Genomic DNA, 20,758 nt, shown 5'->3' with positions numbered 1-20,758 from the left:
TCCTTGGTATGAGGCCTGCACCAGTCACTGCACGGTCTCAGTTGAACTCAGCGCCTGACCGCAATAGCTTTCCAGCCGCCCATCGACCAGCAGCACCGCTCGATGGGCATGACGCAACGCACTCAACCTGTGAGTGATCAGCAATACGGCCAGGTGTGGCTTGGCAACCTTCAAAGCCGACAGGAAAGCGCCCTCTATCAGCTCGTCCAGCGCAGCCGTTGCCTCATCGAGAATCAGCAGATCCTGCGCATGCAGGAACGCCCGCGCCAACCCCAGGCGCTGACGCTCGCCACCGGAGAGATGCTGCTCGAACTCGCCAACCGGGGTATCCAGGCCCTGGGGCCGCTTCACCAACCAGCCTGCGAGCCCGGCAATCGCAAGAGCCTGACCGAGCTCGACATCGGTGTAATGCTGACCAAATAGTCCGATATTGTCACGCAAGGTGCCTGGCAACAGCGTGCTACTGGCGCCGGCATAGCCGATGACGGGCGAACCGGCCCAGACCAGAGTCCCGGAGGTGGGTTGAAGCTGCCCGATCAACAGGTCGACCAGCGTCGACTTGCCAGCGCCCGACATCCCGACCAGGCCCAACCACTCGCCTCGCTCCAGATGCGTGCTGACATCCCGCAAGACCGCCTCCAAAGCGCCCGGGTAACGATAACCCAGCGTTTCACACAACATCAGCCGCGGCGCCTGCATAGGCGTCACGCGGGGTGCAGAGCGCTGCGCTGCCAGGCAGTCGGCGCGATCCAGTAGGGCATGCAGCTCGAAGATACTGCCCTGTACCTGCGCCACCAGTTGGGTGGCAGCGAATACCCGCCGCAGCGCCGGGAGCAGGCGCAATCCGATGGCCGTGCACAGCGCCACACTCGTCAGGTCGGTCTGCGGGGCCAACTGGTGCAGAACGAACACGGCCCCAGCCAGCATCAGCAACACGCCCAACTCGACCACCGGAGCCTGTGCGTCCTGCTGCAGACGCTCACGAGAGGTGCTCTCGGCAAAGGTACGTGCCAAGGGGCTGTAGCGCTCGAGTACTGCCGAGACCCGACCGTATAACTGAAGTTCGCGCAAACAGTGGCTGCTGTCCGTGACCCAGCGATGCATCTGTTCCTGGAGCCGCAGGTGAAAGTTCAGGTCGCGACGCCCAAACCGCCTGCGCAGCAGCCCGACCGCACCACCCACCAGCGCCAGTCCCAGCAGCATGCCTGCCCCCATTAACGGCAGATGCCAGCTCAGATAGGCCAGCAGCACAGCCACCACCAGCAACTCGGTCAGCAGGTCCAGGCTCGGAAAAACGCCGCCCATGATCACCCGCGACACCGTGAAGTTGACGGTGATATTGCGCCCCTGGGCGTGGGTTTGGCGTCCGCCGCTCGCGGCGGGCGTGAGCTCGGCGGCCAGTGCCCTCATGGCAAGGGCAACCGACCAGCGATCAATCAGCCGCCCCCGCAAGCGCCCCAGAAAAGGCGCCAGCACGGCTTTGCACAGCATCAGCACCACGATCAGCCAGGCCAGCAGCGCCTCGACCGGTAATGCCAGGAGCTGCACCCACAGCCCCCCTAACCAGGCGGGCGCGCCCATACCGACACCCAGCAACATGGCCAGCACCACTGCGAACAACATGGCAGAGACGGCATCGACAATTGCTCGCGCCAGCGCCAGCAACAGCATGAGCATCACGCTGCGCCTCGGTACGCCGCAGCGCTCGATCAATGCAAGCGCACGCAACGGCGCGATGAACGACTGTCGACTCATGGATTGATCGCGATCAGTGATTTGGGCATTCCCAGCACCCGCTCATGCAGGATCGTGGCCCCCGGCAGCAGCGCCTTCAGCTCGCGGCGACCCAACAGGCGCGCACTATCCACCATGGCCTCGGCTTCTGCCCGGTTACGCGCCCGGCGCCAATGCCCCAGAGCCAGATGGCGCACGAGCTGAATGCGCAACGCCCGGGGCAACCAGTGAAAGATCGGTGTCATGCAGTGAGGCTCCAGCGGGCACCAGAAATCAGGGGTCTGAATGTAGTAGCGCTCAGCAACACGCTGCAGCTCACTGGCAAAGCGCGCCATGCGCCCCCGGTCGCCCACATGCTCAATCACGGAATTGGAGTGGGCCAGATGAAATGCGCCTGTACCGATGCCCTGTAGGTCGCAGCCATCGGCCTGCATAAAGGTAAAACAGCCATCGGCAGAGGGCATAGCTACAGGTTGCAGATTGACCAGTGTGACACTGACCGATCGAGACTCCAGATAGCTTGCCGGAAGCAGCCGCCAGTATCGATGCGTTCCGCCAACGTCGATGATTTTCACATGGCCGTGCTGCGCATGGATCCGATCGATCATCGACATCAGCCGCACCAGACGGCGCTTGCGTATACGCGAGCCCAACGAGCCGGGGTCGTCGTAATCGACGAGCTTGCGCGTCAACCGCCGATGCCAGCCCACCACCCGCGGCGGATTCGCCAGCTCGAGATAACGTTCGACCAGCCGTGGGGCTTGCCCCTCCCAGGTGAACCGACTCCGCACCGCCTCACGCACCTGATCCGAAACCTGCCGCTGCGCGGCAGCCTGCACACAGCGGGCCAGAGCAGGCACATCGCCCATGGCAAAAAGACCATCCCAACCCACGGTATCCAGAATCGCGCGATTACCTTCGATATCGGAGCAGGCAATCGGCACGCCGGCCAGCAACGCCTCCAGAACCACGGTCGGCATGCCCTCGCGGGCAGATGCCAGGATCATCGTGTCGCACCCCGCCATCATGGCCGTCGAGGCGTCATCATCCTGCCAGCCGTGAAAGACCACGCGCTGGGAGATACCCAGCTGCTCGGCCAGCAACCCCAGCCGCTCACGCTCTTCGCCACGCCCGACGACATGCAGCACGGCGTCTGACAGGCAGGGCTCGAGCAATGCCTGCAGCATGTCCTCCAGACGCTTGATCGGATCCAGGCGCCCGATCGAAAGCACGGCAGGCCGCCCCTCCAGGCGCGTCACGGTGGAAGACGTACGCGTACGCTGCGCGTCGATGCAGTTGGGAACAATCATCACCCGCCGGGGTTTCAGGCCACGCCGCACCAGGTCATCGATCCAGCCCTCATGCAACAGCACCAGAGCGCCGGCAATGCGCAGCAGAACACGCTCTACCGTCAGGTCCCACAGGCGCTTCAGAACACGCTTCGGCAGCGAGCCACCGTCGTAATAGCAATGCGGGGTATACACCACCGGCAGCCGGCGCAAGCGCGCCAGCAACGCAGTACAGAACACCAGAGGCGTACGCGAGCCATGCAGGTGCACCACATCGCAACTGCGCAGGCAGGCCCAGAGCTTGCGATATCCCCCACGCATCACCGAGAGCGGCGCGTGTCCATCGCCTACCTCCGGCGCGAGCATGCTCAATGTCACAACGGGGTCATCGACCAGCGCTTGCGCCAACCCCTGAATATGCCGGGCAACACCACTGTATAGCGGCTGGAACTCTTTGCTCACGAAGAGCACACGAACCTTCATGCATGCGCCTCATCTTCAAGACGCGCCAACAACCGGGCCAACGCCCCCGTCTCGGCGGCGAAATTTTCTTTTAGCCAGGACAGCTGCGCCAGCGCAGTCTCTCGGCGGAACGCCACGTCAGTGCGCAAGCGCTCGTACAGACGCAACACCTGCTCCGCGCTCTCGGCGCACGGGAGCCCCTCCAACAAGTGCAGGGCCGCCCGGTTACCGGCCAGTGGCGCGGCCAGACGCACGACCCAGTGCCCTGCAAGAGCCGCATCGAACAGCGCCGAGCTGCAGCAACCCAGCACCAGGCAAGGCGTCGCCGCGGCAGCTAACTCGGCATGAGGCGGCCTGCTGCAGGCAAGCGCTGCCGCCCCTGGGTAAGCCGTGTGCTCCTGCGGGTGCAGCAGGATGCGCAGCGCGGGTTCAGCCTGCAACAACCTCAGTGCAAACTGGTGAAGCCATCCGGCAAGCTCATTACCGAGGATCGGGGCATGGGCCTGCGATAGCAGCGAAATCCCATCGGGAGCCGCTTCCGGAGCGCTCGGCGCAGGAGCACGCCCCAGAGCGTCCTCGACCAGGCGGGGGACCGCACTGCCGGCATCGATAAACGCCTGGCGACTACGCTCGCCCCACACCACATACCAGTCCGCACGAATCGGAAAGAACTCCTCGGTCGGCACCCCATGCTGAAGACATACGGTGGCCCCGGCCTGGCCGATAGCCGCATTGCTCATCATGTCGAAATCGTTGTGCAAGATCAGTGGCCCGCAACGACCAGAAAGCGTTCGGGCCAAGCTGGCACGCCACAACGCACGACGCGCCAAACAGCTGGCCAACAGCAAGGAGCGTTGAGTGAGCAACACGCGACAAAAGGTGGATGCGGCACTACCGATAGCCTTAAGGGAAGGACGTAGCGGACGCCGCACCGGCACACCTTGCGCAAAGTCGCAGGCAGCAAGGCGAGGATGCGCCAGGATTACAGGGCTGCCAGGCGCCAACAGGGGCAAGCTGCGCGCCAGAGTACCCCAGCCGCTTTGGCCGGCCAGGGTGACCACCAGCATCAGTCCATCGGCGAGCGGCTGGCGACCGGGGGCCGGGCAGCGCAGGAGCAGCCAGGCGTCCCGCAGCAGCGCCACACAACCACGCAGACCCGCCCCGCGCCCGTAGCGGACCGCGAGAAAGAACACCTCGTGCCGCACGTCCAGCGCTTCGTCGCCAACTCGCAGACGCAATGCCGCCAACTGGCGAGCAAAGGCATTAGGCGACTCATCCGATGACATCATTTACTACACCCGTAAAAGTGCCGCCACGCTACCCGCACCGCCTGCAATTGCCAAGCTCGAACCCCATCGGCACACTGCCAGCGCCGCCCAAGCCCGAGACATTTCCCGCCCATGTCAGCCAACGCCCTACCCGGGTTATCGCCCGCTCTGCAACAGACGCTCTGGACGCTCGGGTATACCAGCGCCGACGCTGCGCTACAGGCGCCGCAATTGGCCGCCTTCGTGCGCCACCACGGCGTAGCCGGCTTGCTCGACAGACAGCGCCTGCCAGTGCTCGACGAGGCACCGCGACAGGCGCTCACCCAGGAGCGCCGCCAGATTGCCCTGCGCGGGTTGCAACTGGGCGCCACGCTGAAGCGACTATGCGATGCCCTGCAGGCGCAGGGACTCAAACCGCTGGCACTCAAGGGGCCCGCGCTGGCCCTGCAGGCCCATGGCAATCTTGCCGCACGAGGTGGCGTGGATCTCGACATCTTCCTTGAGGAGGCACACTGGCCAGCGGCGCTGGAGGTGCTTCGAGAACTGGGCTATCAGCCCGCCGCCGGGCAATCGCTCCCCCTCCCGCAAGGCACCCACGAGCTGGTATTGCAGCACCCGCAGGGGCAGCCCAGGGTCGAGCTGCATCGGCGCCTGCTACGCCACCGCTCCGTACTGCAAGGCGATTACACGTCGATCGCCCTGCTCGACACGCAAGTCACCTGCCTGGCGCCGGCCAGCGCTCTCTCCTACCTGGTTGCGCATGCCAACCAGCACTGCTTCCGCCGCCTGATCTGGCTGCTCGATATCCATGCCCTGCTCGCCCACCCACAGCTGGACGCACAGGCAGCCGCGGACCAATTCGTGAGCAGTGGCACCTGCGGCGCCCTGGACGCCTGTCTGAACTTGCTGACGCGGCTATTCGACTCGCCAATTCCTGCGCAGCTGCAGGCCGTGAGACGCCCCTGCCGCGCCAGCAATCGTGTGACAGCGCAGGCCCTGCAAGCCATCGAGCTGTCGCTGTCGGATGACCAGGTCGCCGCACAGCAAGGTCTGTTGCGCCGTGTCCTGCTGGATCTGCTTCTGCGCGATCACTGGCACCTGCGCTGGCAGGCCCTGAGCGACTGGCTGAGCCCTACCGCGACCGATCACCACTGGCTAAAGCTGCCGCCTGCACTGAGATTACTCTATCCGTTGGTGCGGCTATATCGCCTGGTCGCCAGATCAGGCTAGCGGCGGGTCAATGCAATACGTGCCAGGCGCATGAGCATGCGCGGATAGCCATGGCGAAAGCTCCAGGGGCGGATCCGACTGACCACCAGATCACGGTTGCGCTGGAAGGACGGAGGGGCGACCTCGGTGGTCTGATCGGCATTTGCACAGGGGCGTGCATACACACGCAGGTTTCCGCAGTAAATGCCGGCTGGTTCGCGCTGCACGATGTCGACGCGAAAACCGCTGCGGGCCAACAGAGCCCGTAACGTGCCCTCGGTGAAATAGCTGCGGTGCGACACATGGATCTGGATCAGTCCCATGGCCCGCCAGTCTGCCTCGATATCAGGCACTTCCAGCACCAGCCAACCTTGCGGATCCATCAGTTGTGCCAGGCGCCGCAACGCCCGACCGGGCTCTTCGAGGTGTTCGAGCACATGGAATAGCGTGACCAGCCGGGGCGCAAAGGGTAGCTGCGCCTCATCCGTCAGCCCCGTCGCGAGCACATGCTCGCCCAAGCCCAGCTTATGCACCGCGTACTCCCGTTGCGGCACGCCAGGCTCCAGTCCGATCCACCGCTGGACGCCCTGCTCACGACACATGTCGAGGAAGAAACCCAGCCCTGCTCCGACATCCAATACAGACTCCGAAGTACCCACCGTGGCCGTGATCCGGCTGTAGCGATAACCGGCGATCAACCGGTAATGCCAGAGATCACCAAGGGGCGGCGGTTGCTTCAAAAGACGCGGATAAAGGCTCTGATAAAAGTGCGTTTCGGCGTCACCACGCAGGCCGCGCGCCAGGTAGATCAGACCACAGGCGCCACAACTGGAAAGCTCGACACGTAGCAGATATCGATCGCGCCGCCAGATCGACACAGGCTCATTGGCGCCACAAGCCGGGCAGGTCAGCTCAACCAACTGCCGATCAAGCGCACGAAGCCCAGCGAGTAGTGACGAAGGTTGAACGAAAGGCATAGTCAGCTCGGACTCTTCAAAAATGGCACTGTGCCGCCAGACCGAATGCCGCGCAAGTAAACCTTCAATTGCATCGTTTTATGGGGCTATGGCACATTGCAGAGCCTTTCCACGCACACAGACCCGACCGACATAAGCGGATGTCGTGTGGTTCCTCGCCGCTCAAATTCAGGTTGATTGCATGCCCACCCCGACTTCCCCACTGTCCTTTCAGCAGAGTGAGGTTTCACTCGGCGAATTGCTGCTGCGGGTCTTGCGTTTCTACCAGAAGTTCTTCCGCCTGCTGGTCATTCCGTCACTGTTGCTGGCGCTATGCGCAGCCTGGCAGGTTTCCCTGCGTCCGCTTTTCACGCTGGAGGCATTTCTTGAAGTACCGGACATCAGCCTACAGGAATGGCGCCAGACCCAGCCCTATCTATGGGACGAAACCTGGGTAGCACGAAGCTTTGCCAGTGACGACGAGGATCTGCGCAAGCTGCAGACCATGGCACAGAGCCCGGCTTTCTGGAGCTCCACCGCCAACTACCGGCCCTCGATTTTTCGCGAGGACTTCCGCGAAATTCCAGGACTGCAGAACGAGAAAAACAGTGGGCTAGGTGTGACCCTGAAGCTGCAGGTGCGCGATGCGGAACAGGCTCAGCACCATCTGCAGGCGTTAACCGAGCACATACGCCAGGCATTCCTCGCCAACGACCTGCTGTCGGCCATTCGAGAAGGGCAGAAGGCGCTTGCCGAGCGCGCAAAACTGCAGACCGAGCAGTTACAGGTCAGCTTCGAAATCCAGCAGGCTGAACAGCGTATCCGCGACATGCGCGATGTGATGGAGCGCTATCCCGAATCCCGGCAAATGTCCCCCAACACTGTCGTATCGGTACGCGACGAGGGCGGCAAGTATCTGGCGCCTCTGCCGCAGATCGTGGCCCTGGAAGCGACGATATCGGAAAGCAAGGCGCGCCTGCGCAAGCTGGAGCGCGACCTGCACAAACTGGATGCCACCGCGCTGCTAATGGCAGACATGAACCAGGTCCTGCAGCAGGCCGCCTCGGGCACCGAGATACTGGCGCGCCTGCAGCAGAACCGCACCCGTCTGGAGTCGCTACAACCTGAGCTGATGACCGCACAGAACGAGGCTCTGCAGGAGTTCAGTGCCAAGACCGACCTGGCCAAAGCTCGCTATGACGCCATGGGCGCCAAGTCGCATTCAGCCCTGTCGCTGGCCCCCATACCGGCCCGCAACCCTGTGCTGGTCGGTACGGCGGTATTCTTCGTCGTGCTCGGAGGCCTATCGCTCTGGCTGGCTTTGCATGGCTGGCTGCACGGATCTGAACCTGCCTTGCGCTGGCTGCCACGCCGTGTGCGCGCCCTGCTGATTGGCGGAACGTCCGTATGATGCGTCTTCTGGTGACGGGCGGGGCAGGCATGATTGGGCGACGCGTGGTCGCACAGTGGCGAGCCCGCCTGGGCGAAGTCGCCGTTTACGACAACCTCAGCAGCGGCCTGCCCATGCCGCACCAGGCAAGCCTGGCGGTACAAGCCGACCTGCGCGACGAAGACAGCTTGAAGGCCGTACTGCGCGATTTCCGCCCGGAAGCCATCCTGCACCTGGCCGCCATCCATCACATTCCCACCTGTGAAAGGCAACGCGCCTACTGCCTGGACGTCAATGTGCTAGGTACCGAGCACCTGCTCGCGGCAGCAGCGGAGCAAGGCATCCAGCGCGTCGCGCTGGCCTCCAGTGGCGCAGTCTATGCCTGGCAGGAAGCCCCCCTCAGCGAAGAACACAGCCCGCTGGCCCCCTGTGATAACTACGCATTGTCGAAGTTCTGCAACGAACAGCAGCTGCGCTTCTGGGCCAGCCAGGGCCGGCGCATCGGGCGGGCCGCGCGCATCTTCAATGCCATCGGGCACGACGATCCCAACGCGCACCTGATTCCCGACATTCTGACGCAGCTGCGACAGTCCCCCGACGGACTGGTGCGGCTGGGCAACCTGACACCCCGCCGCGATTACCTGCATGCCGACGATATCGCCGCCGGTCTGATCGCCCTGCTCAACGATCCGCGCGAATCGCAGGCCTTCGATGCGCTCAACTTCTGCTCGGGTGTCGAACACTCGGTGGAGCAGCTCGTGCGTGAACTGGCGAATGTCCTGCAACGCCCGGTGACCATCGAGGTGGATCCGGCACGCCAACGCCCGGTCGACCGTCTCAGCCAGCTGGGCGATCCGCGCCACACCCTGCAGACGCTGGGCTGGCAGCCACGCCTGGGCTTCAGGCAAGCTCTACGGCAGGTTGCATTCCCGGACAGCCAGGCGTGATTCGGACACGCGAGCAAAACTCGGCAATGAGCGGGATGCTGCTGCTCGCAACCCTGACCTACGGGATAGGTCAGAGCACCAACTTCCTCTTCCAGCTGCACCTGTTGCACCTGTTGGGCAGCAGCGCCTACGGCGACGCGGGACTGGCGCACCTGCTGCTGATCACGCTGATCTTCCTCGCTGACCTGGGCTACTCCTCGATCTTCCTGCGGCAGGCCCCCGATCATCCCGGCTGGCCGCACGACTGGGCCTGTGCCCTGAGCCATAGACTGGGTGTAACCCTGCTGCTGCTGTCTCTCTGCAGTTTCGCGGTGAGCGCGCTGGCGGCGGATTCTGCCGCATTCGATTATTGGCTAGGTGCCGCCCCCGCCGCCCTGCTGGCGCTATTCAATTTTTCCTCGCCACTCATTGCCCGGGGCCAGCGTCTGCGGGCACTACTCTCCGGCCAGATCGCCTGGCCGGTTGCCCTTCTGCTGAGCCTCACGCTCCCGACGTGCTTGCCCTTCTCCACGGCCACCAGCGCGGGTATCGCCGTGAGCCTGGGCTTTGCCGTCCAGGCGCTGGTGCATCTGCTGCTCAGCCGCAAACTGCGACTTTGGCTACCCCGACTGGGAAGCGGCCAGTTCAATGCGGCCCTGCATCTGTCGACGCTGAGCATCTGCAGCACCCTGCATGATCGTCTGACCCCTTTCTTGCTCGCCCCCCTGACCCCCAGTTTCCTCCCCTGGTATCTGTTGATCAGCCATGCGCTCAATGGCCTCTCGGGCATACAGGCCCAGCTGTCTCGTCTGCTACTGCCCGGGGCCGCACGCGATCACGGCCGAGAGAAAGTGCTTCAGGCCGGCTCATGGGCCCTGCAAGGCACAGCCGCCCTGCTGATCAGTGTCCTGTTGCTGCAGGCAGCGACGCCCGATCCGGAGCAGCGGTATTGGCTGGCCCTTGCCGGCGTCCTGCTGCTGGCCTGGGGTATCAGTGTCAGCGGCGGCTTCCTCGGCCTGCCGCTGATCGACGCTAATCGCGAGCACGCCATGGCCCAACTGTTCGTCATCACGATGGCGATCAGTGCCCCATTGCAGGTTCTCGCGGCCTGGGCGCAAGCACCTGATCTGCTGCTGTGGACCCGAACCCTCTGCCTGGCCAGCATCATGCTCGGGGTGATCCGGCTGCAGCACCTGCGACTGTCGGGGTGGGGCTGGCTCGCCATGGGCGGCGCCCTGTTGGCCGGGATCGCAGGGTTCAATGCGGCAGCTCCCTGGTTCGGCGTGTTGCTGGCACTGCCCCTGGTGGTCGCAGTTGCAGGCAGAACCCCCTGCTACCGCCCCGCCTCCGCGCTGCAGACATCCACATGAAACCAGGAGAGCCAACCCAGTGTGCGGTCTGATAGCAGTACGCGCCTTTTCCGCCGCTCACAATCTCGAGCCCAGCGTGCGGCGCGCGCTCGTCAGCCTGGCCAGACGAGGACCGGATGGCGAGGGACTGGCTACCGTGGAGCAGGCTCCCGCCACTGTCCTCGGCCATCGCCGCCTGGCCATTTACGACACCCGCACAGTGGCCGCCCAGCCGATGCGTTGCCCACACACCGGCAATGTGCTGGTGTTCAACGGCGCTATCTATAACTTCCGCAGCCTGCGCGAAGAGCTGCGCGCCGCCGGCTGCGTTTTCATTACCGACAGTGACACCGAGGTACTGCTACACGGCTGGCGCATCTGGGGCGAAGGGCTGTTCGCGCGCTGCAACGGCATGTGGGCCCTGGTGATCTGGGACGCTGCAAGTGGCGACTTGGTATTCTGCCGGGATCGACTGGGCGTCAAGCCCCTCTACCTCTGCCATGACGGGGAGATGGCCATATTGGCCAGCGAAATATCCGCCATCGCAGAGTTCAGGGGCGGTTATCCGGCCCCTAACCAGGAGACGCTGTTCGACTTCCTGGTGACGTCATACTCCGAGCAGAGCCAAGCGACCTTCTTCCAGGGCATTCAGGCCGTGGCGCCGGGACAGGTCTATCGGCTGAGCCGTACAGGACGCTCCCGCGTGCGGGCCTACCACCACTGGCCACAGCCCGGCGAACTCGAACCGCTTACCCCGGAAGCGCTGCGCGCTCTGCTCGCCGACGCCGTGAGCCTGCGTCTACGCGCCGACGTACCGGTAGCCAGCCTGCTCTCCGGTGGTCTGGACAGCTCGATCATCACGCACCTGGCGATCCAAGCCAGCGACGCCCCGCAACACCGCCTGGGGGGCGCTTTCACCTACGCCTACCAGGAAAGCGAGCACGCAGCCTTCGACGAGTCCGCCAAAGCCAGCGCATTCATGCACGCCAGTGGGCACGCCGACCTGCACCGCATCGTACGGTTTGCAGCCATTCCCAGCGTCGACGAGCTGATGCGTCTGGTGGGTGTGCAGGGCGAACCATTTGCGACTCCCTCGATATTGGCCGGCTTCCGCACCTATCGGGCGATTGCCGAGCAAGGCTTCAAAGTCGTGCTGGGTGGCGAAGGTGCCGACGAACTCCTGGGTGGCTACACCATGCGCTACCACCCACTGGCCGTACGCGACGCATTGCACCGAGGGCAATGGCGGCAGGCGGCCAGGCTCATGGGCCACCAGACGTTCCCGCGCGCGCTGCTGCTCAATCGGATGATCTGGGACGCGCCGCTGGCAATCATCACACCGTTGCTAAGACGCCTCAGGCCAAGCGTGCAAGCCATCGGCGGCGATCTGTGGGCCGCCCAGCGTCACCGCATGGAAGCCATTCGCGACAATGCGCGCATGGATCTGCAGCAACGCCTGCGCGACGATCAGTTGAACAGCCTGCTGCCGAGAGTACTGCGCATGGCCGATCGCACCAGCATGGATGCCGGAATCGAGCTGCGCAGCCCATTCATGGACTATCGCCTGATCGAGCGAGCGCTGGTCACGCCAGCCACCAAGCGCGTCGGCGAGCAGCGCTCGAAAATGCTGCTGCGCTCGGCATTCCGCTCGGAGCTGCCCGCCTCGGTTGTCGATACACCCAAGAATACCGGCTTCGGCCACGCCGAGCAGTTCCTGCTGCGACGCCTGCCGTGGCAGCCGCTATTGGAGGATCTGCCAGCCGAACTGGGCAACTTCATCGATGTCCCCAGCCTGCGCCGCAGACTGAAGGATCCGCATGCCGAGCACAGCACCCTGTGGCAGGCCCTCGCGGTGGTGCTCTGGTATCGGAGGTTCTATGCCTGACAGGCTCTGGCAACGTGGCATGGCCTGCGACAGCGGCCAGTGCCGGCTATGTGGCGCTACGCTCGGGCAGCGACACTTCTGGCCAGAGGTGTACGCCAACTCTGGCCAGCAGCTGCGACGCTGTGGCTACTGCGCGGGCGTCTACCTGGCCCCCGGCTTTACCGAACAGGGGCTGGATGAGTTCTATGCGGAGCGCTACCGGCAGCTGTTTCCTGCCGAAATACCATGGCTCAGCTTGGAGCGCTTCTTCAGCTGGCGTGGCGATCGGACCGTCGCCCAGCAACGCCTGCAACTGATCGCCCCGCAACTTGCGCATGGCGACGGGCTATTCGAACTGGGTTCCGGGTTCGGCGCCTTCCTCGGTGCGGCTTCGGCGCAACGCCCGGATCTTCGGCTGCTGGCCAGTGAGCCTGATGTCAGCCACCGCGACGCCCTGCTTGAGGGCGCCCAGGTGCACTTCGTTGCAGGGCTGGACAGCCTCGAGGCGGAGAGCCTGGAGGCACTGGTGGCCTTCCATACGCTGGAGCACGTAACAGATCCGCTCGCCACGCTCGACCTGGCCGCGCGCGCCTTGCGCCCGGACGGCCAGCTCTGGCTGGAGGTTCCAGATCTGTTCGGGAACTGGACAAGCCGCCTGTTCGTGCATCCGGCACACCTAAGCTACTTCTGCCAGGAGAGCCTGCGCAACCTGGTGCAGGCCGCCGGATTCGAGGTACTGAGCTGCGGCGCTCATCCGCTGCCGAGCATGCACGGCAACCTCTGGCTGCATGCGCGCCGCCCTGCGACGCTACTGCAGCGCCCACTGCACGCCGAGAGGGAACAGACCATTGCGGCCATCGACACCCGGATCATGCGCGTGGACTGGCGACTGCGCGATAGTCTCAAGGCACTTGCCAAGCGCACCGCGATAAGGCTTCTCGGGGCGGGCGCGGTGGGCGAATGGCAACGCTGGCGCCACAGATACTCTGGTGGAGAGTCGCAGAAGTGAGATTTGTCCTGCTGCTCGTTCTGGTGTTGTGGGTGCACCTGGGCGACCTGACCAGTGCCTGGCTCTACAGTTTCTGGCCGCCCGCCGCCGAGTTGCGCTACCTGCGCGATGGGTTGGCCATCACCCTGGCCGCGTGTTGCCTGCTCACCACCCGCCTGCCCACATCACTGCTGCTACCCATGCTCGGCTATGGCGGCCTGGCGGCGATCTACCTGATCCTTACCGTCGGTGGCGCGCCGCTGTCGTTACAGATTGCTTCCTTTGGCACCCTGGTCATACCGCTGCTGTTCTTCCTCGCCGCCTATTACTGCGTGCGCACTCCTAGGCAGCTGCGCACGCTGTCGGGTTGCCTGGTGGTGCTGGCACTGGCCAGTACCCTGTTCGGCGCCTGGGATCAGCAGAACAGCGAGTTCTGGCTGTACGGCATCGACTATCCCCGCTACATGCTGGAAGTGAAAGGCATGCTGGTCGGCGGCAACCCCGAGAATGGCCTGCCGTGGAACTTCTATGGCGGCATCGAGCAGGCGCGCCGGGCCGCGGGCCTGCTGGCATCGCCGCTGGCCCAGGGCATGTTCCTGTGCGTTGGTGCATTGCTGGCCGTTGCCTGGTTGCAGGGGCGCGCGTCAATGTTCGGCCTGCTGCTATGCGCAGTGCTGTTCGCCGGCATCTGGATGTCCGGCACCCGCGGCGCCATGCTTGCAGCAGGCCTCGCCCTGCTCGGCTACCTGTTCTGCGACCGCACCCTGCTCCCAGGTCGCGGCTGGCGCTGGCTGATACTCGGCGCGAGTGCCGTGGCCATCGTGGTGGCATCCTGGCAGATCGTGATCATGAGCGTGAAATTCCTCGATGGCTCGACCATCGGCCACTGGATCGCCTTGCAGAAAAACCTGCAGGACTTGCCGAGGGTGCTGCTGTTCGGCGCCGGCCTCGGCCAGCAAGGCGGAATGGCCGGCAATATGGCGGCAGCCACCATCGGCGGGGGCGAAGGCGCGATTTTCAGCATCGCCTTTCAGCTGGGCTTACCGGCGACCCTACTGTTTCTACTTTTCCTGGGCAATCTGGCCCTCCAGCTATGGCACCATTATCGTACCCAGAGGGAACCGCTGGCGCTGGCAGCCACCTGGCTCCTGCTGGGTATTTCGACCACCCTGATCAGCTCGGAGCATATGCTCTCCGTATCGGGAAGCGGCGCACTCTGGCTCCTCTGCGGCGCAGCCCTGCGCAGCCCTGCGCAGTCTGAGCAGCGCACGAGCCATGATGCAGAACAAGTTGTCTGATCCATGAATGCAGCCGCCAAACGCCGTATCAGCATGCTGGGTTGCCCTGTCGACCTGCTGAGCCCGCAGGAGTTGCTGGCCGATATCGAACAGGCGCTGCATAGCAATGCCCGTATTCGCCTCGAAGGACTGAACGTTGCCAAACTGGTCGATGCCCGCAGAACGCCCGATCTCATGTTGGCGCTTGAACAGGCCGAGCGCGTCCATATCGACGGCGCCGGCATTCACCTGGGACTCAGGTGGCTGAACCCTTGGGTTCCGCCACGCAGAGCCGGCATCGATCTGGTAGGAGATCTATGCGCGCTCGCCGCTCGTCTTGATGCGCCCGTCTTCCTGCTGGGAGCGAAAGCTCGGGTCGTGCATGCAACGGCTGATAGGCTGACGGCGCAGTATCCCGGACTGCGCATTGCCGGTGTTCACCACGGCTATTTCAAAGCCGAGGAGGAAGCTGATATCGCCCAGGCCATTCGCGCCAGTGGCGCCAAGCTGCTGTTCATCGGCATCAGTTCGCCCAAGAAAGAGAACTTCCTCCGCCAGCACTGGGACCAACTGGGCGTCAATCTGGGAATGGGCGTGGGTGGCTCCTTCGACGTGCTGTCCGGGCAGTTACCCCGGGCTCCCCGCTGGGTTCAGCGCATCTGCATGGAGTGGTGCTTCCGCATGCTGCTCGAGCCACGCCGGCTCGCCTGGCGCTACCTGAGCACCAACTACCTCTACTCAGGCTTGCTCCTGGCCGCCAAACTCAATGCGGTCACCGCAAAGCGCCAGAAACCCACTACCTAGATCGAGTCGTCGCACTGGCGCTGTTTGCCCTAGATAGAAAAAGGGCTCCCGCAGGAGCCCTTTTCATTTCACACCACTATCAGTGCGCGAACAGCGAACCGCCTTTCTTGCCGGCCAGTTTCTCCGGCTTGATCAGGAAGCGCGCCAGGGCTGGCAGCAGCCACAGGGCCCCGAACATGTTCCACAGCAGCATGAAGGTCAGCATCAGACCCATGTCGGCCTGGAACTTGATCGCCGAGAACATCCAGGTCACCACACCGATGGCCAGGCACAGACCGGTGAACATCACCGCCTTGCCGGTGGACTTCAGGGTCTGGTAGTAGGCTTCCTGCAGCGGCATGCCGGCACGCAGGAAACTCTCCAGGCGACTGTAGATGTAGATGCCGTAGTCCACGCCGATACCCACGCCCAGCGCGATTACCGGCATGGTCGCCACCTTCACGCCGATACCCAGCGAGGCCATCAGGGCGTTGCCGAGGATGGAGGTGAGGATCAGCGGCAGGATGATGCACAGCATGGCGCCGAACGAGCGGAAGGTGATCAGGCACATCACGGCAACGCAGATGTACACCAGGGTCAGGATCTTCAGCTCGGACTTGGCGATGACCTCGTTGGTCGCCGCCTCGATACCGGCGTTACCGGCAGCCAGGAGGAACTCCAGGCCTTCCTTGTTGTGCTCCTTGGCGAACTCCTGCACCACGCCGACGGCGCGCTTGAGGGTGGCCGCCTTGTGGTCGTTGAGGAACACCAGCACCGGCGCCAGCGAGCAGTCGGCGTTATACAGGCCGTCCGCACGGGCGATGGAGTTGTTGAGGATGTCCGGGTTGCGCGACAGGGTTTCCCACTTCAGGTTGCCCTCGTTCATGCCCTTGATCACCTGCTTGGACACGCTGACCATGGAAATGGCCGACTGCACGCCCTCGGTGTTCTGCATGAGCCACATCAGCTCGTCCATCGGCGCCAGGGTCTCGTGGGTCGAGCAGGCTTCGTTGGGCGTCTTGACCATCACCACCAGTACATCGGAGCTGGTGGAGTAGTTGCTGATGATGAAGTTGTTGTCCTTGTTGTAGCGCGAGTCGGCACGCAGCTCCGGCGCCCCCTGATCGAGGTCGCCGATCTGCAGGTTGTGCTTCTGGTACCAGAAGGCACCGACACCGGCCGACAGGGCGATGACCACGGAGATCGGCGCCACTACCGGGTGAGCGAAGTTGGACAGCAGGCGCCAGAACGAATGCTCGCGGCAGGCGTCCTTCTTGCTGCGCTCGACCGCCTTCTTGCTGATACCGATGTAGGAGATGGCTACCGGCAGCAGGATCAGGTTGGTGAACACGATCACCGCCACACCGATGGAAGCACCGATGGCCAGCTCGCGGATCACGCCGATGTCGATCACCAGCAGGGTGATGAAGCCGACGGCGTCCACCAGGATGGCGATCATGCCCGGCAGGAACAGCTGGCGGAAGGTACGCCGGGCAGCGGTCAGGGCGTTGTCGGCATCGCTGGACTGCAGGGCGATACCGTTGATCTTCTGCACGCCGTGGGAAATACCGATGGCGAAGATCAGGAACGGCACCAGCATCGAGTACGGGTCGAGACCGAAGCCAGCCAGGTTCATCAGGCCCAGCTGCCAGACCACCGCAATCAGCGTGGTGGACAGTACCGAGATGGTCGAACGGATACACCAGCTGAACCAGTACAGCAGCACCAGGGTGATCAGGAAGGCGATACCGAAGAACGCCACCACCATGATCAGGCCATCGATCAGGTCACCAACTTTCTTGGCGAAACCGACGATGTGGATCTGCACGTTGGGGTTCTGCAGCTGGTACTTGTCGCGGATCTTCTCTTCCAGCTCGTGGGAGAACTGGCGGTAGTCCAGCTTGAGCAGCTTGCTCTGATCCTGCGGATCCGGGTACTGCTCGAGCAGCGGGATATCGACGATGCTCGACTTGAAGTTGTTGCCGACCAGGCGGCCGATCTGACCCGACTTGAGCACGTTGTTGCGCAGCTCGTTGAGGCTCTGCGCGGAACCGTCGTAGGTCTGCGGAATCACCTCGCCACCGGCGAAGCCTTCTTCGGTCACTTCGGTCCAGCGTACGCTCGGGCTCCACAGCGACTTCAGGCCGGAACGGTCGACACCCGGAATGTAGAACACCTCGTCATGGATCTGACGCAGGGTTTCCATGTATTCCTTGGTGAAGATGTCGCCGTCCTTGGCTTCCACCGAGATACGCACGGTGTTGCCCAGGTTGGCCAGGTCGTTGCGGTGCTCCATCATCTTCTGGATGAAGGGATGCTCCAGCGGGATCATCTTCTCGAAGCTGGTCGAGGGACGGATGTGCGAGGCCTGCCAGAGCAGGAGCACACTGACCAACAGACAGAGTGCAATCACAATCGGCCGGTTGTTGAAAATCAGGCGCTCAAGGAAGGTTGCCTTGTCCTGGTGATGGCTAGTCATCGTATTCATTACCTTAGTAGCCCCGGCTTATTGTTTTTGGCCCGGTTCGGCGCCAGTCGGTGAAGCGATCTGCACGCCACCCTGCCCTACCAGGATCAGGTTGCCGCCGGCATCGTCGGTCGCCCCCGCCAGCGAGGCGCGGTCGGGACGGTTGATCACGGTGAAAGTGCGCCCGGCATCCTTGCTGGTCAGGACGCTGCCGCCATGACCGACGATGGTCACGGTGCCGTCCTTGAGCAGGGTGCCATTGGCCAGGCCGAACTCCAGCGGGCCGCTGTCGGCCAGGAGCTTGACCTGCTGCCAGGTATTGCCGAAATCGGTAGAACGGAACAGGTTGCCACGCAGGCCGTAGACCAGCAGGGTCTTGGCACTGGCGGTGCCGACGGCGCCGAACAGCGAGCCTTCGTACGGGCCCTTGACCTTTTCCCAGGTCTGGCCCCAGTCGGCGGAGCGGAACATGCTGCCCTGCTCGCCCACCACGAACAGGCCGGCATCCTTGACCGCGGCGATGCCGTTGAGGTGGAAACCGTCTTCGTTGTCCAGGCGGTCGCTGGCATCGTTCCAGGTCTTGCCGCCATCGGTGGTTTCCAGCAGTGCGCCATAGGCGCCGACTGCGTAACCGGTGTTGACGTCACGGAACCAGACATCCAGCAGCGGCGCTTCGCGGCTGAGGTCTTCGTACTGCAGCGTCCAGTTGGCGCCGCCGTCTTCGGTGGCGAGAATCTGCGCGTCGTGACCCACGGCCCAGCCGTGCTTGTCATCGACGAAGTACAGGGCGGTCAGCAGCTGACGGCTCGGCACTCGTGCCTGCACCCAGTTCTTGCCGGCATCTTCGGAGAACAGGATGTGGCCACGATCACCCACCGCAACCAGGCGCTTGCCGGCATGGGCAATGTCCAGCAGCAGGCCGCTGACGGCTTTCGGCGATTCGATGGAGTAGACCGGCGCTGCATCGGCGGCAGCAGCCTGGACGGGAGTGGCGAGAATCAATGCCGAGCAGACGCCCAACAGAGACAGCGCTTTCGCCAGCGGCGAATGGTGACGGGCCGGAGCCTGGACAGAGTTCAGACCACCGGAGCGGGTGCGCCGCATGACGGGCTCACGCATAGATTTCCCCCTTTATTCTTATAGGTGGGTACATGCCTTTTATCAGGCGGGCTCATGCTATACGGCTTTGGAAAAATCTGACAATCGGCGTGACGTTATGTTTTGTAAGCGCCGCTGCAGGCCGTACAGCCCTGAAAAACAAAGGCCGCTATCACTGTAGCGGCCTTTATTCGGGTGTCTATCCCTCAACGCGTTCCCAGGCGGCGCAGGGTCGCCACCGAGAAGTAGCCGGAATCCGGCACCGGCTGGCTGAAGTCGCTGATGCTGCGCTCCTCGTTGTCGAGGTTCTGCACGTAGTAGCGCCCTGCCTGCAGATCGTGGAACACATCCAGGGCGGACCAGGTAGTCGGCAGCTCGTAGTAGTTCTTCAGGTAGGCCAGGGAAACCCGCCACAGCTCGCCGCGGCTGTCGTACTGGTCAACCTCGGCAGCCTGCCAGCTGTCCTCGTCGAGGAACAGGGTGCGCTTGGCATAGATATGCCGTGCGCCCGGCTTGAGCGTGCCCTCCACCACCCACACCCGGTGCAGTTCGTAGCGGGTGAACTGCGGATCCAGGTGACCGGGCTTGATCAGCTGGTCGTAGCTGACCTGCGGACTGGTGATCCGGTAGTTGTTGTAGGGGATGTAGATTTCCTTCTTGCCCAGCAGCTTCCAGTCGTAGCGATCCGGCGAGCCGTTGAACATGTCCTTGTCATCGGCCGTCATCAGGCTGTCGGCGGTGCTCAGCGGCGTGTCGTAGGCCACGTTGGGGGCGCGGCGCACGCGGCGCTGGCCGGCGGTATAGGCCCAGGCCGAACGGGCTTCCTCGACCTGGTCGAGGGTCTCGTGCACCAGCAGCGCACCACCAGCCAGACGCGCCGGGCTCTTGGTCACGGCCATGTAGTAGAACAGCTTGTTATCCAGCTGCGCGGCCGAGCCGCCCGGCTGGTAGTAGCTGAACAGCGCCTCCTGGCGAGTGGTGACCAGGCCGTAGCTGCCGTTGCGCTGCACGCTGGCATCCGAGGACTGGCGTACCGCGTAGGTGCCGCGGTAGCGCGCCACGTGGTTCCACAGGGCCTCCACGCCGCTCTTTGGAATCGGGAACGGGATGCCGCCGTAGGCATCGGCGAAGCCGTTGCCGTCCTTGAGCAGGTGCGCGCTGGCCGCATTGGCACGGGTGTTGTCATACACCCACTGCGGCGCCGAGGCACTGCGCCGGCTCGGGTAGACCGGCATCTGGAAGGTCTCCGGGTAGGTGGCGAACAGCGCCAGCTGGCCGGCGGTGAGATGGGCCTTGTACTGCTCCAGATTGGCCTTGCTGATGGTGAACAGCGGCTTGTCGTCGGCATATGGATCGACATGGTGGTGGCCGGGGCCGGCGTAGCCCGCCGGGGCCTGGGTGATGCCACCGTTCCAGGCCGGAATGCTGCCATCGGCATTGCCCGCCCGCTCGCCACCCAGGGGCGTCAGACTGCTGCCCAGCTGGGCCACTTCCTGCGGCGCCACGGCCGCCATGGCATTGGACAGGCACACCAGCAAGCCTGCCGTCACTACTCCTTTCAACATTCCCTTGCTCCCTCTGCTGAGGCCAGTTCTGGCTGGCCGCCTGTAAGCATCACCGCCAGCCTGCAGCCATGCCGTGGCACCAAGGCGCCAGCAGGCTCGGGCAGGTGATGACCGGTGCCCCGGGCGACCACGC

Annotated in this window: 15 protein-coding genes; 8 read left to right on the top strand and 7 right to left on the bottom strand. The window is 63.8% G+C overall.

What is annotated here, in order from left to right:
- Nucleotides 1–24: 24 nt before the first annotated feature.
- The 3 genes from A9179_RS07745 to A9179_RS07735 are packed head-to-tail and all read right to left on the bottom strand — an operon-like array spanning nt 25 to nt 4,774.
- A complete protein-coding gene (locus A9179_RS07745; protein WP_187805246.1) occupies nt 25–1,755 on the bottom strand; it encodes an ATP-binding cassette domain-containing protein in 1,731 nt (576 codons plus the stop codon).
- Complete coding sequence (locus tag A9179_RS07740) at nt 1,752–3,506, bottom strand: glycosyltransferase family 4 protein (protein WP_187805245.1); 1,755 nt, start codon at nt 3,504–3,506, stop codon at nt 1,752–1,754. The genes A9179_RS07745 and A9179_RS07740 overlap by 4 nt, the downstream gene beginning before the upstream one ends.
- Nucleotides 3,503–4,774 (bottom strand): hypothetical protein, encoded by a 1,272-nt coding sequence (locus A9179_RS07735; protein WP_187805244.1) that lies wholly within the window; start codon nt 4,772–4,774, stop codon nt 3,503–3,505. The genes A9179_RS07740 and A9179_RS07735 overlap by 4 nt, the downstream gene beginning before the upstream one ends.
- A 111-nt stretch (nt 4,775–4,885) precedes the next feature.
- Here A9179_RS07735 and A9179_RS07730 point away from each other — a divergent pair, with 111 nt between their 5' ends.
- Nucleotides 4,886–5,983 (top strand): nucleotidyltransferase family protein, encoded by a 1,098-nt coding sequence (locus A9179_RS07730; protein WP_187805243.1) that lies wholly within the window; start codon nt 4,886–4,888, stop codon nt 5,981–5,983.
- Here A9179_RS07730 and A9179_RS07725 read toward each other — a convergent pair.
- Nucleotides 5,980–6,882 (bottom strand): class I SAM-dependent methyltransferase, encoded by a 903-nt coding sequence (locus A9179_RS07725; protein ID WP_187805242.1) that lies wholly within the window; start codon nt 6,880–6,882, stop codon nt 5,980–5,982. The genes A9179_RS07730 and A9179_RS07725 overlap by 4 nt on opposite strands.
- 238 nt (nt 6,883–7,120) lie before the next feature.
- On the opposite strand from A9179_RS07725, the gene A9179_RS07720 reads away from it, so the two are divergent.
- The 7 genes from A9179_RS07720 to A9179_RS07690 are packed head-to-tail and all read left to right on the top strand — an operon-like array spanning nt 7,121 to nt 15,516.
- Nucleotides 7,121–8,329, top strand: coding sequence for a hypothetical protein (locus A9179_RS07720; protein WP_187805241.1), 1,209 nt, complete (start codon nt 7,121–7,123; stop codon nt 8,327–8,329).
- Nucleotides 8,326–9,255 carry an NAD-dependent epimerase/dehydratase family protein gene (locus A9179_RS07715; protein ID WP_187805240.1) on the top strand — a complete coding sequence of 310 codons (930 nt, stop codon included), beginning with the start codon at nt 8,326–8,328 and terminating at the stop codon, nt 9,253–9,255. Before A9179_RS07720 ends, A9179_RS07715 begins: the two co-directional genes overlap by 4 nt.
- 26 nt (nt 9,256–9,281) lie before the next feature.
- The gene (locus A9179_RS07710) at nt 9,282–10,604 is read left to right on the top strand and encodes a hypothetical protein (protein WP_187805239.1); all 1,323 of its coding nucleotides are present in this window, start codon (nt 9,282–9,284) and stop codon (nt 10,602–10,604) included.
- 19 nt (nt 10,605–10,623) lie between these two features.
- Nucleotides 10,624–12,468, top strand: coding sequence for an asparagine synthase (glutamine-hydrolyzing) (asnB, locus tag A9179_RS07705; protein WP_187805238.1), 1,845 nt, complete (start codon nt 10,624–10,626; stop codon nt 12,466–12,468).
- Complete coding sequence (locus A9179_RS07700; RefSeq protein ID WP_187805237.1) at nt 12,461–13,456, top strand: class I SAM-dependent methyltransferase; 996 nt, start codon at nt 12,461–12,463, stop codon at nt 13,454–13,456. The genes asnB and A9179_RS07700 overlap by 8 nt, the downstream gene beginning before the upstream one ends.
- Complete coding sequence (locus A9179_RS07695) at nt 13,408–14,733, top strand: hypothetical protein (RefSeq protein WP_187805236.1); 1,326 nt, start codon at nt 13,408–13,410, stop codon at nt 14,731–14,733. Before A9179_RS07700 ends, A9179_RS07695 begins: the two co-directional genes overlap by 49 nt.
- 3 nt (nt 14,734–14,736) lie before the next feature.
- Nucleotides 14,737–15,516, top strand: coding sequence for a WecB/TagA/CpsF family glycosyltransferase (locus A9179_RS07690; protein ID WP_187805235.1), 780 nt, complete (start codon nt 14,737–14,739; stop codon nt 15,514–15,516).
- A 79-nt stretch (nt 15,517–15,595) separates the two neighbouring features.
- On the opposite strand, the gene A9179_RS07685 is transcribed toward A9179_RS07690, so the two are convergent.
- The 3 genes from A9179_RS07685 to A9179_RS07675 all read right to left on the bottom strand — a co-directional run bounded on the left by A9179_RS07685 (nt 15,596) and on the right by A9179_RS07675 (nt 20,574).
- Nucleotides 15,596–17,974 carry an efflux RND transporter permease subunit gene (locus A9179_RS07685; RefSeq protein WP_394354719.1) on the bottom strand — a complete coding sequence of 793 codons (2,379 nt, stop codon included), beginning with the start codon at nt 17,972–17,974 and terminating at the stop codon, nt 15,596–15,598.
- Nucleotides 17,975–18,001: 27 nt separating this feature from the next.
- Nucleotides 18,002–19,081, bottom strand: coding sequence for a WD40/YVTN/BNR-like repeat-containing protein (locus A9179_RS07680; protein WP_187805233.1), 1,080 nt, complete (start codon nt 19,079–19,081; stop codon nt 18,002–18,004).
- Nucleotides 19,082–19,266: 185 nt separating this feature from the next.
- Nucleotides 19,267–20,574: a DUF1329 domain-containing protein gene (locus A9179_RS07675; RefSeq protein ID WP_394354753.1), complete on the bottom strand. Its 1,308-nt coding sequence runs from the start codon at nt 20,572–20,574 to the stop codon at nt 19,267–19,269.
- Nucleotides 20,575–20,758: the final 184 nt, after the last annotated feature.

The sequence above is a fragment of the Pseudomonas alcaligenes genome (genome assembly GCF_014490745.1).
Lineage (GTDB): Bacteria > Pseudomonadota > Gammaproteobacteria > Pseudomonadales > Pseudomonadaceae > Aquipseudomonas > Aquipseudomonas alcaligenes_C.
The sequence above is the reverse complement of the archived record's forward strand: the minus strand, read 5'-3'. Positions and strand labels throughout refer to the sequence as shown.